We start from the raw sequence: 15580 nt of genomic DNA, 5'->3' as shown, positions 1-15580 counted from the left end.
CCGAAGAATCCGGCCCCTCCGGCGACTGAGGACCCACGACGCGGTGGAGGAACGATCACGGCAACAGGCGCCCGAGCAAACCACCCTCACGGTCTGGCAAGCGCGGTGGTGAGGTCGGTGAGGGCCTCCGCGGTGAGGGTGATGCCGCGGTCGAGGACCTCGTGGTCGTAGCTCCATTGGGCCAGGGTGTGGTCGAACCGGTCCCAGTGGGGGGTTCGGCGTTCGCGTACCGCTTTCGCCGCCCGGTCCGCGTCCTGGCGGAGTGCCTTGGCGAGGGTCGCGGCCGCGGGAACGGGGCTGTCCCCGCGCCCGGGGAGATGGGCCTCCAGCAGCATCCCGCCCCGGCCCAGTTTCGCCAGCGCCCCGGATGCGGCCTCCGCCGCCGTACGGGACAGTCCCCGGCCGCGTACCGGTTCATGGGCCGCCCTCGTCATCGCCTCCTGCCAGGCGATCCGGGCGTCCCGCGCGGCCAGCAGCGCCCGGCGGATGTCCCGCGCCGAGGCATCCGCCTCGGCAGGACGGGCGTAGTGGTCGACCACCGCGGCGACATAGCGGCAGTCCGCCTTGAGCCAGTCGGCGAGACGGCTCCGCAGCCGGGGCGTCTCCCACGCCGGGTAGAGGGCGTACGAGAGCATCGCCAGCAGCCCGCCGATCAGCGTCAGCAGCACCCGTTCGGGCACGGTCTGGCCCGCGTCCTCGCCGCCCATGCCGAGCAGGAACACGACGTACGCGGAGATGCCGACGTTCGTGACCGCGTAGCCGGAACGCAGGACCAGATACGTACAGAAGGCGCACAGGACCGCGAGCGCCGCCGACAGCCAGGTCCCCGGCGATGCCGTCTCCAGGACCGCCGTCGCCACACCGACGCCGATCAGGGTGCCGCCGAAGCGGGCCACCGAACGGGCGTACGTCTGGGTGAAGTCCGGGCGCATGACCATGACCGAGGTGATCGGCGCCCAGTACCCGTGGCCGAGCGGCAGCGCGGAGCCGACGAGATAGCTCGTGACCACGACCGTGGACACCCTCAGCGCGTGACGCATGATCGGTGAGCCCCGCCGGATCTCCGCGCGCACGGTACGCAGGGCGCCGGGGAGCAGACGCAGGAGCGGGGGCCGGTCACGGTGTCCGCCCCGGCCCGCGCCCTCCCCCTCGCCCCGGGCCGTTTCGAGGACCTCGTCGAGGAGGGCCGCGAGCCGCAGCGCCGCCCTGCGGGGCGGGCCGGTGAGGATCGCCCCCGTGTCCGGGGTCCTGAGCACGGCGAGCGCGGGCGCCGGGGGTGCGACCGGCGCGCCGTGGCGGACGGCTCCGGCGGCGGTGTCGAGCACGGTTCCGGCGGCGGCGAGCAGTTCCCTCACGCGGTCCCGCCCGGGTCCCTCGTCCGGTACCCCGAGCGCCGGGTCCGCCAGTGACGCCAGCACCGGTCTGATCCGCTCGGCGAGCCCCCGCGCGCCGTGCAGTTCCGCGGGCCGACGGCGGGCCTCGCGCGGGGTGACGGCGGCGGCGCTCCGGGCGACCATCAGGGGCGCGGGGTCGAAGGGGGCGGTGGGGTCGTGGCGCAGCCGCCTCGCGTAGTCCGCCTCGGCCGCGAGGGCGTCGGCGAGTGCGTCACGCTGGGCGCCCCAGGGGCGTACGGGGAACAGCACGATCAGCGCCGCCTGCACCACCCCGCCGACCGCGATCATCGCGGCGTGGCCGGCCGCCGCGGCGACCGAGGTCGGGAGGGTGACCGTCACCAGCATGATCGCGACGTTCGAGGCGCCGATGATGCCGACCGTGGGCCCGACCGCCCAGGCGAGCCCGGCGATCAGGGTCCACACCGCGAGCAGCACGGCGAAGATCCCGAGATGTCCAGCGGCGAGGTACCCGATGAACGTCGACACCGCGAGGCTGCCACCGGACGCGAGGGCGAGCACCGGGCGGGGGCGCCAGCTGCGCTGGAGTGTGGCGATGGCGGCCTGGAACGCGCCGAACGCGGAGCTGACCGCGACGACCGGTCCGAAGAGGGCGAGGGCGCCGCCGACGACGAGCGCGAGTCCGCAGGCGCCTCGGAGAGCCACCGCGGGTGCGACCCGCCGCGGTTCGAGACGGAGCCCGGAGCGGGCGGTCTCCTTCAGGGCCCGAAGCCAGGTCATGGGGTGAGGGTAACGGCTGCCTGTGTGTGTTTGAGATGTTTTGTACGGCGCCTTTGTGGCGTCGGGCGGACCCGGGTGCGCCCAGGCGTACGGTCCGGGACCAGGCCCTCGCCCCTCGCCCTTCGACCTGGCGGGGTGGCGGGGTGGCGGTCCGACCGCCCGCCCGGGGTCCGGCACCCCGGAGCGCTCCCGGGCGGGCCCGGCCCGTCGTCGCCCGTGGTGATCGTGAGGAGGTGGAGGGTCCCGTTGGTCACGGTCCGGGCGGGGCCGGTGCCGGGGTGGGGAGCGTGTCCGTGCCGGGCGTCATCGATCCGCCCCAGGGGTCGGTGATGCCCCGTGCCTCCTCCAGCACCACCAGGTCCCGGCCCAGTCCCACCGCGATCCGGCCGGGCGACGACCAGACCAGGTCGTGGGCGGCGGACGGGAGGTCCAGGACCGCCAGCGGGCGGCGGCCCCGGAGGTCCCATGTACGCAAGGTCGCGTCGGCGCCGATGCTGAAGACCGCGGGCACTCCGGCGAACCGCCCCGCCGTGAGCCGGCCGACCGCGTCCGAGTGACCCGTCAGCGGCTCGCCGTCCGGCTCCCCCGACAGCGCGTCCCAGACCCTGATCGTCCGGTCCGCGCCACCCGTCAGCGCCAGCCCTCCCACCCCCCGGACACAGGTGACCGCACCCGGAAGACGGGCGAAGGACCGCTGGACCAGGGCCTGTTCGGTCAGCTCCCAGAAACGTACGGTGCCGTCGTCGCCGCCCGAGACCAGCCGTGCGCCGCCCTTGTCGTCCGGCGCGAACGCCAGCCCCCTGACCGGTGCGTCGTGCGCCGTCGCGTGCTCGCCGACCAGGGACCCCGACAGCAGATCCCAGACGGCGATGGCGCCGTCCCCTCCGGTCACCGCCACCGGGCGCCCGGCCAGGCGCCCCACCGCGAGCGCGTCCGTCCGGCCCGCGCGCGAGATCAGCGGGCCGCCGACGGGAGTACGCCGCTGCGCGTCCCAGATCCGCAGGGTCCAGTCCGCTCCCGCCGTGAGGATCACCGGGCGGCGGCCGAGCCGGGTGAACGCCAGCGCCGTGACACCGACCTGCCCGGTCCGGATCCGCCCGGTCCTCCGGCCGGTGACCGGATCGCGCATCCAGACCTCCTCGCCGCAGGCCCCGAGAAGCAGCCTCCGCCCGCCGGCCGAACCGGCCGCCACCGCCACCACCGGCCCCGGGTGCCGCTGCCCCGCGTCGGGTGCGCGCGGCACCGCCAGATCCCATACGCGTACGGAACCGTCGGCGCTGCCCCCGACCAGGATCCCGCGGCCACCGGCGACGGCGGCCGTGAGCGCGGTGAGGGAGCGCGCCGAACCGCCGAGGATCCGCCGGCCCTCACCGGGCGTGTCCAGCGGATACAGCGTCACCGAACCGCCGTTCGCCACGGCGGCGACCGGGCCACCCGGCCCGCCCGGCTCGTCCCTCCCGCCCGGCTCCTCCGAACCGCCCTGCTCACCCGCCTCATCAGGCCCGCCCCGCTCGTCCGCGAAGAGCGTCACCGGTCCGGAGTCGTCGTACGCCTCCCCGCCCGCCAGCGGTACGGCCCGGATCTCCCGGTCGCCCCCGGCGGCCCCCGGACCGGCCGTGTCCCAGATCACCGGCCCCGCCGAGGTGAGGGCCAGCACCACCGTACGGTCCGGCCCGGCCGCGTACACCGCGACCGAGCGCACCGCTCCGGGTGCCCCCGTCAGCCGGGGCAGGGGCAGTGGTTCGGGCCCGGCCAGGTCCAGCAGACGGATCTCCTGTGAGCGCAGGACCAGGGCGGCCAGCGGCGCCCCGGAGGACTCGGCGACCCCCGTCAGCACATCGGCGACAGTCGCCACCTCGCCGCCGCGTTCGTCGTGGACGGTCAGGACCCCTGCGGCCCGGCCGAAGGAGATCCGGCGGACCGGACGGCCCCTGCCCCCGGCTCCCCCGGCACCACCGCCGCTCGCCCAGGCCCTCAACTGCCGTGCCAGGGCCGGGCCCCAGTCCTTGCGGGGGGCGATGTGGACCACGTCCCCGGCCGGGACGGTACGGGGAATCTCCTGGGCGCTCGCCAGATCCCACCGGGTCGTCCATCCGGGCCCGCCCGAGGCCAGCACCTCCGTCCGGCCCGAGCGTTCCTCGACGGTGAGCCTGCGGGCCGCCCCGGGCGCCCCCGTCAGCACGGCGGCCGGCGCCTCCTCCCCCGCCGAACCGGACGCCCACAGCGGGGACCAGCCGCCCGTCCCGCCGCTGAGTCCCGGGGCTCCCGGCTCTCCGTCCCCGCCGTCCCCGCCGATCGTGAGCAGCGCGGCCAGACCTCCGCGGCCCGAGCGCATCGCGTCCAGCGCCAGCACCGACCGGCGGGCCGCGGCGTCCAGGACCCGGTGCCGACGGGCCGACATCCGGTAGACGGCGGCCAGTTCACGCGCCGCCTCGCCGTCGAGTACGTCCAGGGCGGGAGCGGGCGGCCCCGCGTGGATGAGGAACTCGGGGTCGGCGACCAGTTCGTCGGCCCGCCCGGCGTCCCCGGCGTGCTCCAGCGCGTGCCGCAGCTGGTACGGAAGGGCCGCCCTCCACCGGACCGGTCCGGCGGGGTCCGGGCGGAGCGGGGCGAGCAGCGCGCGCAGGACGGCCGGAGCGGCGGGTCCTCCGCCCGCGGCCGGCAGGGCCCGGAGGTGGTCGACCAGTTCCTGGTGGAACAGCCGGTAGAGGGTGGGCCCTTCGGGGTCGGCTGTGCGGCGCAGATAGAACCCGACCCGCTCCAGGGTCCCGGCCGCGTCCGGTACGGCGGCATCGGATGAGGGAGCGTCCGGTGCGGGGACATCCGGCACAGGGACATCCGGTGCGGGAACGTCCGGCGCGGGGGCCGTCAGCCGCCCGGTGTCCTCCGGACGGCCGGTGTCCGCCGCCGGCCGCCCCTCGGCCTCAGGTCCGTACACTCCGGTTCCGTGCGCTCCGGGCCCGTCCGCCCGGGGCGCGTTCACCAGAGGTCCGTGCGCCGAGGGCCCCTCGGCCTCGGGGCCTTCCGCCGGGGGCGCGCCGTTCATCCAGGGTGCGACGGCCCGGGCGAGCGCCGCCGGGATACCGGGGTGCTTGGCGTGGGCCACCGCGACGAGCAGCGGCCGGGCCCAGGGGTCTCCCAGCCGCGCGAGATCCAGCTCCAGCATGTCGGCGACGGTACGCGGGGCCCTGGCGATCACGTCGTCGATGTCCTCGGTGCCGATCGCCCGTGGCGCGTCCAGGAGTTGGTGCAGATAGAGCCGGGCGAGCAGATACGGGCCGGGAGCCCCCGCGTGCGCCTCCTCCCCCACCAGAGCGTCGGCCAGTTCGCCGCCGAGCCGCTCCCGCAGCTCGTCCTGGTGCCCGGCGTCGTACAGGGGCGACAGCTCCAGATGCCTCCGTACGAACTCGGCGACGTCGTCCCTCAGTACGGTCCGGTCGGCGTCGTCCAGGTCGAGCAGGAGGCCCCGTTCCCGCGCGCCCGCCACCACGGCGGCCGTGTCCTCGACGTCCCGGGTCCCGGCGAGCAGCCGGCAGACGGCGGTCTCGGTGCCGGACCGTGCCCTCTTCGCCCGCGCCCCCGCGAGGGGCAGCAACAGCAGGTCCACCACATCGGCGGGGTTCAGCGCCTCGTCGAGGGCGTCGACGACGACGGTCGCCACCGGATGGCCGCGTTCCGCCCGCCGCCGCAGGGCGCCGATCAGTTGTACGGGAGTCAGTCCGGCGGCCGGAACCGGGAGCCCCAGCTGACGCCCGATCGACGACGCGAGCTGCCCCGTCTCCCGCCCGCGCGCGTGGACGGCGGCAAAGGCGGTCGCCCGCCCGGGAAGCCTCGGCTGCCGGGGCAGCCGTTCGAGGAGGGCCCGCCGGAGCTGGGGGTGCGCCGCGCAGACGAGCATGCCGAGCAGCGCGGACTTCCCGGTGCCGGGGCCGCCGGTCACCACGGCCAGTGAGGGCGAGGGCGGACCGGCCGGGGACGGAGGGACACGGGACCGCGCTGTCTCCGGCTGCGCGGCGCCCGTTTCCCGGGCACCCGGCTTCCGGCCACCCGAGTGCGGGCCACCCGCTCCGCCGGCGCCCGGCTGCGGTGCGCCCGGCTCCCGGGTCTGCGGCCGCGAGGTGTCCGGCAGCGAAGGATCCGGCAGCGAGGTGTCCGTCAGCGGGGCCGGTGACTGCTGCGCGGGTAACGGGGAGGCCGGGGTGTTGTTCAACCATGGAGTCAGGACCGCGAGTTCGGCATCCCGGCCGCTGAAGAGACAGCTGCCCACCGAGTCGTCCCGCGCCCCGAAGGCACGGGTGATGTAGTGGTGCGCGTCGAGGACCGGGTCGAGTTCGGCCAGGAAGCTGCGCAGTGAGTCCTCGGCGCCCAGCCGCAGGCGTGCGAGGGTCGTCGGGGCGAACCGGGGGTTGCGGAACAGCCGGAGCGCGGGCTCCTCCCCCAGCGCGAGCGGGGTGCTGTCGAGATGCTGCGGCATCCCCTTCCCGTCCCGCCACAGCCGGTCGAGGGTCGCCCGTATCTCCCTGGTCACCAGCGAGACGGGGACGAACTCCAGGGACGGGTCCGTCTCCAGACCGTCCGCGCGCAGGCGTTGCAGCACGGCCGCCACGGCCTCGCTGAAACGGCCGTTGAACGCCTTCTCCTCCGGCGCCGCGGCGGCCAGCACCCAGGCGCGGCGCGCGTCCGCGCTGCGTGCCTCGGCCCGCAGCCGCATGGACCAGTTGTTCCACTGCCAGCGGACGGCCGCCCCTGCGTGGCAGACGTCCAGCATGATGAGCGCCGCAGGGCGCCCCTCGCGCTCCAGGTCCCGCAGCCACGACTCGACGTCCAGCCCGTCGCCGCGCGCGCTGTCGGCCAGGGCGATCCGCAGGGAGCCGGAGGAGTCGGTGTGGCCGTGGCTGATGAGGTGGACCACCAGCCCGCCCCCGACGGGTGTACGTCCCACGGCGTCGTCGAGCGAGGTACGGGCGAGGTCGAGGCCCGGGTCCACGAGCACCGCGCCGCCGTGCAGCCGGTACCCCAGCGCGGCGAGCGAGGAACCGACCGCCGCGGCCCGGCCCGGGGCGAACTCCAGCTCGGGAAGGCCGCCGCCGCCCGTGAGCGGTACCTCGTCACCGTCGTCGGGCACCGCGCCGCGCCGGAAGTTCCGTACGGCGAGGACCACCGCGTGATCTGTGTCCGGGGCGCTGTCCCCGGCGGAACCGGTCATAGCGGCGGGTTCCGCGCCTCAGTACGCAGTGGTCCGGTCCCAGGTGGCCTTGATATGGAAGTGCCCGTCCTCCGGGCTCTTGACGATCGTCGCCCCCGACTCGGCGCTCAGCTGCACGCTGCACTCGATCGCCAGCTCGTTCGGACGTGGGCCCGACGCTTCGAGAAAGCTCCTGACCATGTCCGCCATCGCCGCTCCGATGGACCGGGTGGCATCGCGGAGGCTGGTCCTCGCCTCGTACGTGCCCGAGACGTCCCGGTAACCGCGGTCCAGGGCGTCGTCGGCGCCCACCTCCATGTTCACGACGGTGCCGTCCGACAGCCGGAACCGGGATACCTCGCGCATCGTTCTCCTTCTCCGGGCGGACCGGCCGGACTCGGCGGGACTCGGCGGGACTCCGCCCAACATAGCGGCGTGGCAGCGCCGTCGGGGGCTCGGGGAGGAGACGGGATGCGCGTTCTGGGCGTACACGGGGTCGGGAATCACTACGCGGGCGCCACGTCCGCGGAGGCGCGCGCGAAGCTCGCCGCGACCTGGGCGAGGAATCTCGCGCGCGGCCCCTTCGCCGCCTGGGTGCCGCAGTGCGATCTCACGGTCGCGTACTACGCGGATCTCCTGCGCGAGCCCGGCGGGCAGAGCGTCGACGAGGTGACCCTCGATCAACTGGACCCGGAGACGGAGGCGTTGGTGCGCCTGTGGCTGGACGAGCAGGGTCTGCCCGAGGAGGTTCCCCAGGGCTGGGCCACCTGGCCGCTGCGCCAGGCCCTCGGCTGGGTCGCGGCCCGGGACCGGCTGGCGCCTTCGATGGTGGAAGCCTTCGTCGCCCGCTTCTTCTCCGAGGTGGCGACCTATCTGGGCGAGCCGGACGGCCGTCCGCGTGTGGCGGCGAGGGCGGCGGTCGCCCTGGCCCTGACCGAGCACACCCCCCGGGTCGTGATCGCCCACTCGCTCGGCTCGGTCGTCGCGTACGAGGCCCTGTGGGAGCACCAGGGTGCCCCGGTCGACCTCCTGATCACCCTCGGCTCCCCGCTGGCCCTCCCCCACGCGGTCTTCCCCCGTCTGCTCCCCGCGCCCGTCGGGCATTCGGGCTCCCGTCCGCCGTCCGTACGGCGCTGGGTGAACATCGCGGACGTCGGCGATCTGGTGGCCATCCCGAAGGGCGGTGTCGCGCGGGCCTTCACCGGCGTATCGGCCGACCATCACGATCCCATCCACGCCTTCGACTTCCACCTCGCCGCGAACTACCTGCGGTGCGATCCCCTCGCCCGGATCCTGCGGGAGGAAATGGCCCGCCCGGGGGCCTGACGGAGCCCGGGTGCCGGGCCGCCCGAGTGGATGCCGGGGAGTTCCGGCGGTGATCGGACGCGCTGTCGCCGGGCCCGAGCCGCCGCGGCACCTGTGTCCCGTTGAATGGAACGTTCACTACAAACGGCATAGGGGTGGTCGGAGGGCGACCGTGATCAGCCGTCGCGCGCGTACGCCGCACCGCGGTCAGTGGCGACCCCGACGGCGTCCGCCGCTCTCCCGGGCGCCGACGGCACGGCGGGCACGGGAGACCTCGGCGCTGTCCGCCGCCGCGCGGCCCTCCAGCAGGCCCGCCTCGTCACCGGCGCCCCGCACCCGGGTCGCGGTGGTGCGCGGGAACAGTTCCTCCGTACGGGAGGTGACGGCGGTCTCCCGGGAGGCGAGGACGGGCAGCAGAGAGGCGGGGGCGGACACGGTCCCAGCCGCCGCCCGGAGGCGCTCGCCGAGGCGGGCCGCGTAGGAGAGCAGGAAGGACTGGCGGAAGGTCTTCGTCCGTCTGCGCCCGCCGGCGCGCTGGGCCGCCTCGGCGCGGGTCATGGCGGTGGTGCCCTGGACGAGCAGGGAGGTGTAGAGCAGTTCGACCGCTTCGAGGTCGGCGTCGAAGCCGACGACGGTCGAGAAGCCGAAGGTCTCGTTCCAGACGGCGCGGCAGCGGTTCGCGGAGGCGACGGCGTCGAGGAGGATCGCCTTGGACGTCTCGTCGGCGGTTCGACTCCGATACGGCAGGCCCCGGGCACGGCGGACCCCGCCGGCCGGCCGGACGCGGTGGGGGCGTGGCGGGCCGCGAGGGCGGACTCGTCCACGCTGTGGCGGGCCGCCAGTTCCTGCGCCTTCGCGGTGAGGGCCTCCGCCTCCTGCGGGTAGTCCGTGGCCTCCGCCTTGGCGAGCAGGGCCCGTATCCGGGTCAGTACGCGGGGCTCGTACACCGACGTGGGGGCGAAGGGCTCGCCCGGCACCGGGCCGACGGGTTCGAGGGCGGGGAGGCGGATCAGCAGACGGTAGAGCTCCAGCACGGCCGTGGCGTACGAGAAGCGGTCGGCGCTCCGGACCGGCCCCGGTTCCAGCTCGGCGAGCTGGGCGGACCAGCGGGGGGCGAGCACGGTGTACCGCCGGGCCTCTGCGACGACGAGGGCCGAGACCAGGCGTACATGGTGGTCGCCGAGATCTCGGCGTACGAGACGGACGACATCGGCGGGCTGCCAGCCGCGTTCCCAGGCGCGGCGGACGAACTCCTCGCCCCGGCGGGCGAGTTCCGCGTCGGCGGAGCGGTCGGCGGCCAGGAGGGACGCCGCGGTGTCGAGGGACGGGTCATCCGACGGGTCACCCGACGTGTACAGCGCGGCCGACAGCGCGGTGTCGACCGTGCTCGGCGTACTCACCGGAGGGACCTCTTCGCCAGTTCGAAGGCCGGGAGCATCGCCTCGTGATCCTCGTCGTTGCTCCCGCTCATCTCCAGGACGACCAGCCCCCGGTCCGTGGAGAGGGCGAGCGCGCGCACCTTGGTGACCTCCTCGTTCAGCGCCTGTTCGCTGAGGAAGTCGGCCTCGGCCGACGCGAACCCGCCTGTCCTGGCCTCGGTGTAGACGACATCCTTGCTGTTCTCGACGAACTCGGCGACGAAGGACTCCAGTGCCCGGCGCGGGTCGTCGCCCTTGGCGCCGCCGGTCCAGACACGGAGGAGGCCGGTGCGGCCGGCCGGTTCGGCGTCGATCTCGCAGACGAGCCGGACCGGGCCCAAGGGGGGCATCGCCGTCTCGCCCCCGCCCTCGACGGCCTTCGGCCGCCACTTCGGCGCGAGGCCGAAGGTGACCGGCAGCCGGCAGGGGGAACCCTCGCCGCCGACCGTACCGCCGCCCCCGGCCGGGGAGGACGCCCCGGTGCCGCTGTTCTCCCGGTTCTCACTGCCCTTCACCGAGGTCGCGGGCCCGTCCGGCCCCTGCTCGCCGGAGCAGCCGGTGACCAGCGCGGCCAGCAGGAGCACGGGTGTCACGCTGTACATCGGACGGCGTACGGACCGCGGCATGACGATTCCCCCTGGTTCGAGCCGGTCGTATGAGGCGATCCTAAAGAACGCTCTGCGGAACGAGCATCTCGTGCGAGGTGCCTGGGACGGCGGGAGAGGCCGAGTGGGAGAACAGAAGGACCGGATGCTGGCCGGTGAGTGGTACATCCCGGACGATCCCGAACTGGAGGCGGACACCCTGCGCCGTTTCGCGCTGTGCGCGGCGTACAACGCGAACGGGGGCGCGCCTGCGGAGAAGCGGGCGGAGATTCTGGGCGAGCTGCTGGGGGCGGTGGGTGACGGGGTGCGCATCCGGCCGCCGTTCCAGTGCGACTACGGCACCCGGATCTCGATCGGCGACCGGGTCTTCGTGAACTTCAACGCGGTCTTCCTCGACGCCGCACCGATCACGATCGGCCCGGACGCCCAGATCGGGCCGAATGTGCAGCTGCTGACCCCGACGCACGAACTGGACGCCGATCGCCGTCGCGCCGGGTGGGAGAAGGCCGAACCGATCACGATCGGGGGCAACGTCTGGCTGGGCGGCGGGGTCATCGTCTGCCCGGGGGTGACGATCGGGGAGAACACCGTCGTGGGGGCGGGGTCCGTGGTGACGAAGGACCTGCCGGCGGGGGTACTGGCGGTGGGGAACCCGGCACGGGTGATCCGCGAGCTGGGGTGACACGGGCTGCCCCGCGTCGCGCGCGGGCCGGGCCGCGTCCGTCCGTCCGAACCACGTCCGTCCGAACCACGTTCATCCGGGCCGCGTCCATCGGACGGCGTCCGTCGGGCCCGGCCGTCCGAGCCGTATCCATCCGGCCGCGCCTGTCGGACGGCGTCGATCAGGCCCGGCCCGTCCGAGCCGCGTCCGTCCGGGCGGGACCCGTCCGGACAGCCACCCGGACCGGGTAGGCCGGGCCGGATACGCCGGGCCGGCGAGGCGGCCGGCCGGCGGATCCGCTCGCCGGGAAACCGTCCGGCCGAACCCGCCGGACCGGACCCCGTCCGACCGGACTCCGCCCGCCCGGCCCCCGCCCGGCCAACGCGCGTCCGCCGTGGTGTCGTGCCTGGTCACGGGACGTGTCCGCGGTGCGATGTCAGTGGTGGGTGCAACACTCAGGGACATGGGTGGCCGGTGGGCACTGGCGGCGGCGGAGGGCGACGGGGCGCGGCTCGTCCCCCTCGGCCCCGACGGGGTGCCCGCCGGGCCCGTGGTGGAGGAACCCGATCTGGTCGAGGCCGTCCGCTCACGGCCCGGGGTGGAGCGCTGGGTGTGGCGGTCCACCGCCGAGATCTACCCCCGGCTGCTGGCCGCGGGGGTGCGCGTCGGGCGGTGTTACGACATCGAGGACGCGGAGCTGCTGCTGCTCGGGCACGAGGGGCGTTCCGGGGAGCCGCGCTCGGCCGCGGCGGCGCTCGCGCGGCTGCGGCAGGCGCCGGTGCCGCCCGATCCGCGCCCCCGGGCGGCCGAGCCCGGGTCGCAGTCGTCGCTGTTCGAGCCCCAGCCCGTACCCGTACCGCTGGAGTCGCTGCTGGAGGTGTACGGGGAGCAACTGCGGCGGCATGAGGCGGCCGAGCACCCGGGGCGGATGCGGCTGCTGACGGCCGCCGAGTCGGCGGGGATGCTGGTCGCCGCGGAGATGAACCGCGCGGGGCTGCCGTGGCGGGCGGATGTGCACCGGCGGGTGCTGCACGAGCTGCTGGGCGAGCGGTACGCGGGCGGGGGCGAGCCGCGCCGGCTGGCGGAGCTGGCGGACGAGGTGTCGGCGGCGTTCGGGCGCCGGGTGCGGCCGGATCTGCCCGCGGATGTGGTGAAGGCGTTCGCGGGGGCGGGCATCAGGCTGCGGTCGACCCGGCGCTGGGAGCTGGAGGGGATCGACCATCCGGCGGTGGAGCCGCTGCTCCGGTACAAGAAGCTGTACCGGATCTGGGTGGCGCACGGCTGGAGCTGGCTCCAGGACTGGGTGCGGGACGGACGCTTCCGGCCCGGCTATCTGCCGGGCGGCTCGGTCTCCGGGCGCTGGACGACCAACGGCGGCGGGGCGCTCCAGATACCGAAGGTGATCCGGCGCGCGGTCGTCGCGGACGACGGCTGGCGGCTGGTGGTGGCCGACGCCGACCAGATGGAGCCACGGGTGCTGGCCGCGATCTCCCGTGACCCCGGGCTGATGGAGGTCGCCGGTCATGGAGGCGATCTGTACTCCGTCCTGTCCGACCGGGCCTTCTCCGGCGACCGCGAGCACGCCAAGCTCGCGCTGCTCGGCGCGATCTACGGCCAGACCTCCGGCGACGGTCTGAAGAACCTCGCGGCCCTGCGGCGCCGGTTCCCGGCCGCCGTCGCCTATGTGGACGAGGCGGCCCGGGCGGGCGAGGAAGGCCGGCTGGTACGCACCTGGCTCGGGCGCACCAGCCCCCCGGCGGCGGGGGCGGGCGACGACGGCCACGACGAGGCCGGGCTGCCGCAGGACGGCGGGCCGCTGGATCCGGACGGCCCCGCGCCGGCCGGGAGGGAGGGCCCCCGGGGCGCCTCCTCCGACGCGCGGGCCTGGGGGCGCTTCACCCGTAACTTCGTGGTGCAGGGCAGCGCGGCCGACTGGGCCCTGCTCCTTCTCGCCGCCCTGCGCCAGGCCCTGTCCCCGCTCCGGGCCGAGTTGGTCTTCTTCCAGCACGACGAGGTGGTCGTGCACTGTCCGGCGGAGGAGGCGGACACGGTGGTGAAGGCGATCACCGAGGCGGGGGACCTGGCGGGGCACATCGCCTTCGGGCGGACCCCGGTGCGGTTCCCGTTCACGACGGCGGTGGTGGAGTGCTACGCCGACGCGAAATGAGCGCGCTCCACCGGCGCGGAACGAGGGTGCTCCGCCGACGTGAGGTGAAGGTACGGGCCGCCGCGGAGTGAGGCTGCGGAGTATCGGTGGGAAGTGAGGGCGGGAAGGCCGACCGGGGAGCCCGACCGGGCGCTCTGCTCCTCGGGCACTCCTCGGGCACTCCTCCCGGCGCGCTACTCGTCGTACGAGTCGATCGACAGGACGTCGTCGACCGGGCGCCTGCGGGTCAGCGGCCCTTCGGGCCCGTACCCCAGTCTGATCACCATATGGACATGGCCCATCGCCGAGGCGGGGTCGCGCACCGCCCAGCGCAGATCGCTCCACTCCAGGGCCTGGGAGGCGACGGAGGTGGAGAGGCCGTCGAGGGTCGCTTCGAGAAGGACGCGTTCCATCGCCTGGCCGGCCCGGAGCCAGTCCAGGGGGCGGTCGTGGGAGGTGCCGAGCAGGGCGAGCTGGGGGGCCTGCTCGAAGTCGGCCGGTCCATGGGCGGCGCTGCCCTCGGGCTCGCCGAAGTCGCGCATCGGGGCGCCGCCGGTGCGCGGTCGCGGACCGAAGGCGTAACCGGGGACGCCGTCGTCGGCCGGCTCGCCGGGGGACTCGTGGCCCGCGCCGCCGTCCGCGGGGGCGTCCGTACGGTGGCGGGTCCAGCGAGCGGTCTCCTCCCGGTGCGCGCGGTCGTGGAACTCGCGGGTGCCGGCCTCGTTCCCCAGTTCGAGAATCGTCCTGCGGTGGAAGTCGTCGGGGAAGGCGAGCCGCGCGCCTTCGAGGAGGGCCGCCCGCCGCAGGACGTCGAGCAGGGGTTCCTCGATCCGCTCCTCGCGGAAGGGGGCGCGGTTGGTGTGCCGGCGGTGGAGCGCGGGGTAGAGGTCGTCGAGTTCGTCGTACGTGTCACGGGGGCGGGCGAGTTCCACCTCCGCCAGCAGTTCGGGGGCCGTGGGGTCGGGGAGCAGCCGGATGACGGGCTCCCAGCCCGCGTGGACGGCGGCGACCCGGAGATTGAAGACCGCGGCGGCACAGCCGAGGTGCAGCGCCCTGCGGTCGGGATCGGCCAACGGCATCTCGCGCGCCGGATCGACCCGTACACGGAACGTCCGGGTCCGGGGGTCGAAGGTAAAGGCCCAGGGCTGGGCGTTGTGCATGGACGGGGCCAGTGTGGCGTCCTCCACGAGGGACGCGACGGTGGCGCGGTCGGGCGCGGGCGCCCGGGGGGCGTCGGGGGCGGCTGGGGTCGTGTCGGAGGGGTGCACGAGGGCCATGGCCTCCTTGTGGGATGTCGGGCGGGTCACCGGATCCCCTGGAGGCCGGGCGGTCCGCCGGACGCCGTCGTCATGCTTCCAGAGTGACCGCCCGGAGCCTCGAAAAGCACCGCCAAAAGTCCTAAATGAGTAATAAACTCATAAGACTCAACTTTTCCTGGTTTTGCCCGGATTTTTAGGCGATCGGCCGTGGTGACAGCGTCTGCTGTACGAGACCTGCCCGGACCGCGCCCGGACCGGGCACCAGGCCCGCTCGGACGCCACCGGGGTGCGTGCCGGAGGCGGCGGCCGGACAGACGCAGCACAAACGCCGCGCAGCCGCTTCACAGACGCCGAGCGGCCCGGAAGGAGGAAACTGGTCGATAGAACCCGCCCCGGAGAGGGGTGCGCCGTTACAAGGCCCACGACGGCCCATGCCGGGGCCAGGCTGTCCGGAGAGGAGGCAGGACGACCGGACCGTACCGGACCCGGATGGCCACAGGGGTCGAGTGCGTGAGGCGAGGAGGTGAGGCAGTGGCAGCGGAAGACGTTTCCCGCGGTGCGGACCGGGTGGCACCGGGCACCCCCGCGGACCCGCCCGCCGAGCCCACGCGCCGCACCGGCCCCGGCTCCACGGAGGCCGGCCCGGCCGCCATGCCCTCGCCCTCATCGGGGACGCCGTCCTCGCGCCCGTCCGAGCCGGTGTCCGCACCCGGCTCCCCCTCGGGGTCACCCTCCTCCACGGACACGGCCACCGAGACGGTCCCGGACCCCGGTACGGGAGCCACGGACGGGGAGGCCGAAGGCGCGGGAACCCCGGGCACCGGAGCGAGCGGCGACAGGGAAACGGGCGCGGGCACAGGGGCAGGAAG

At 74.9% G+C, this 15580-nt stretch carries 8 protein-coding genes and 1 pseudogene; 3 read left to right on the top strand and 6 right to left on the bottom strand.

Going from position 1 to position 15580, the window contains the following annotated elements; all coding sequences use genetic code 11:
• Positions 1–86 precede the first annotated feature (86 nt).
• From ACIBCM_RS28580 to ACIBCM_RS28570, 3 genes are all read right to left on the bottom strand, one after another.
• The gene (locus ACIBCM_RS28580; RefSeq protein ID WP_399248117.1) at positions 87–2132 is read right to left on the bottom strand and encodes an FUSC family protein; all 2046 of its coding nucleotides are present in this window, start codon (positions 2130–2132) and stop codon (positions 87–89) included.
• Between the two features lie 250 nt (positions 2133–2382).
• Positions 2383–7338: a hypothetical protein gene (locus ACIBCM_RS28575; RefSeq protein ID WP_399248115.1), complete on the bottom strand. Its 4956-nt coding sequence runs from the start codon at positions 7336–7338 to the stop codon at positions 2383–2385.
• An 18-nt stretch (positions 7339–7356) separates the two neighbouring features.
• Positions 7357–7683, bottom strand: coding sequence for a CU044_2847 family protein (locus ACIBCM_RS28570; RefSeq protein ID WP_399248113.1), 327 nt, complete (start codon positions 7681–7683; stop codon positions 7357–7359).
• 105 nt (positions 7684–7788) lie between these two features.
• Between ACIBCM_RS28570 and ACIBCM_RS28565 the strand changes: the two genes are divergently transcribed.
• Entirely contained in the window at positions 7789–8643 is an 855-nt protein-coding gene (locus ACIBCM_RS28565) for a serine peptidase (RefSeq protein WP_399248111.1), read from the top strand.
• Positions 8644–8829: 186 nt separating this feature from the next.
• On the opposite strand, the pseudogene ACIBCM_RS28560 reads toward ACIBCM_RS28565, so the two are convergent.
• Together ACIBCM_RS28560 and ACIBCM_RS28555 are read right to left on the bottom strand one after the other, a co-directional pair.
• Positions 8830–10022 (bottom strand): annotated as a pseudogene (locus ACIBCM_RS28560) (DUF2786 domain-containing protein).
• Positions 10019–10633, bottom strand: coding sequence for a lipoprotein (locus ACIBCM_RS28555; RefSeq protein ID WP_399248109.1), 615 nt, complete (start codon positions 10631–10633; stop codon positions 10019–10021). The pseudogene ACIBCM_RS28560 and the gene ACIBCM_RS28555 overlap by 4 nt, the downstream one beginning before the upstream one ends.
• 136 nt (positions 10634–10769) lie before the next feature.
• Here ACIBCM_RS28555 and ACIBCM_RS28550 point away from each other — a divergent pair, with 136 nt between their 5' ends.
• On the top strand, positions 10770–11327 hold the full coding sequence (locus tag ACIBCM_RS28550; RefSeq protein ID WP_399248107.1) for a sugar O-acetyltransferase: 558 nt from the start codon (positions 10770–10772) through the stop codon (positions 11325–11327).
• Positions 11328–11769: 442 nt separating this feature from the next.
• Positions 11770–13473, top strand: a complete 1704-nt coding sequence (locus ACIBCM_RS28545) for a bifunctional 3'-5' exonuclease/DNA polymerase (protein ID WP_399248105.1) — start codon at positions 11770–11772, stop codon at positions 13471–13473.
• A gap of 173 nt (positions 13474–13646) precedes the next feature.
• Here ACIBCM_RS28545 and ACIBCM_RS28540 read toward each other — a convergent pair whose 3' ends face one another.
• Positions 13647–14759, bottom strand: coding sequence for an Acg family FMN-binding oxidoreductase (locus tag ACIBCM_RS28540; protein ID WP_399248103.1), 1113 nt, complete (start codon positions 14757–14759; stop codon positions 13647–13649).
• Positions 14760–15580: the final 821 nt, after the last annotated feature.

The organism is Streptomyces sp. NPDC051018, from assembly GCF_044456085.1.
Taxonomy (GTDB): domain Bacteria; phylum Actinomycetota; class Actinomycetes; order Streptomycetales; family Streptomycetaceae; genus Streptomyces.
This window is presented reverse-complemented; position numbering and strand designations above follow the sequence as displayed.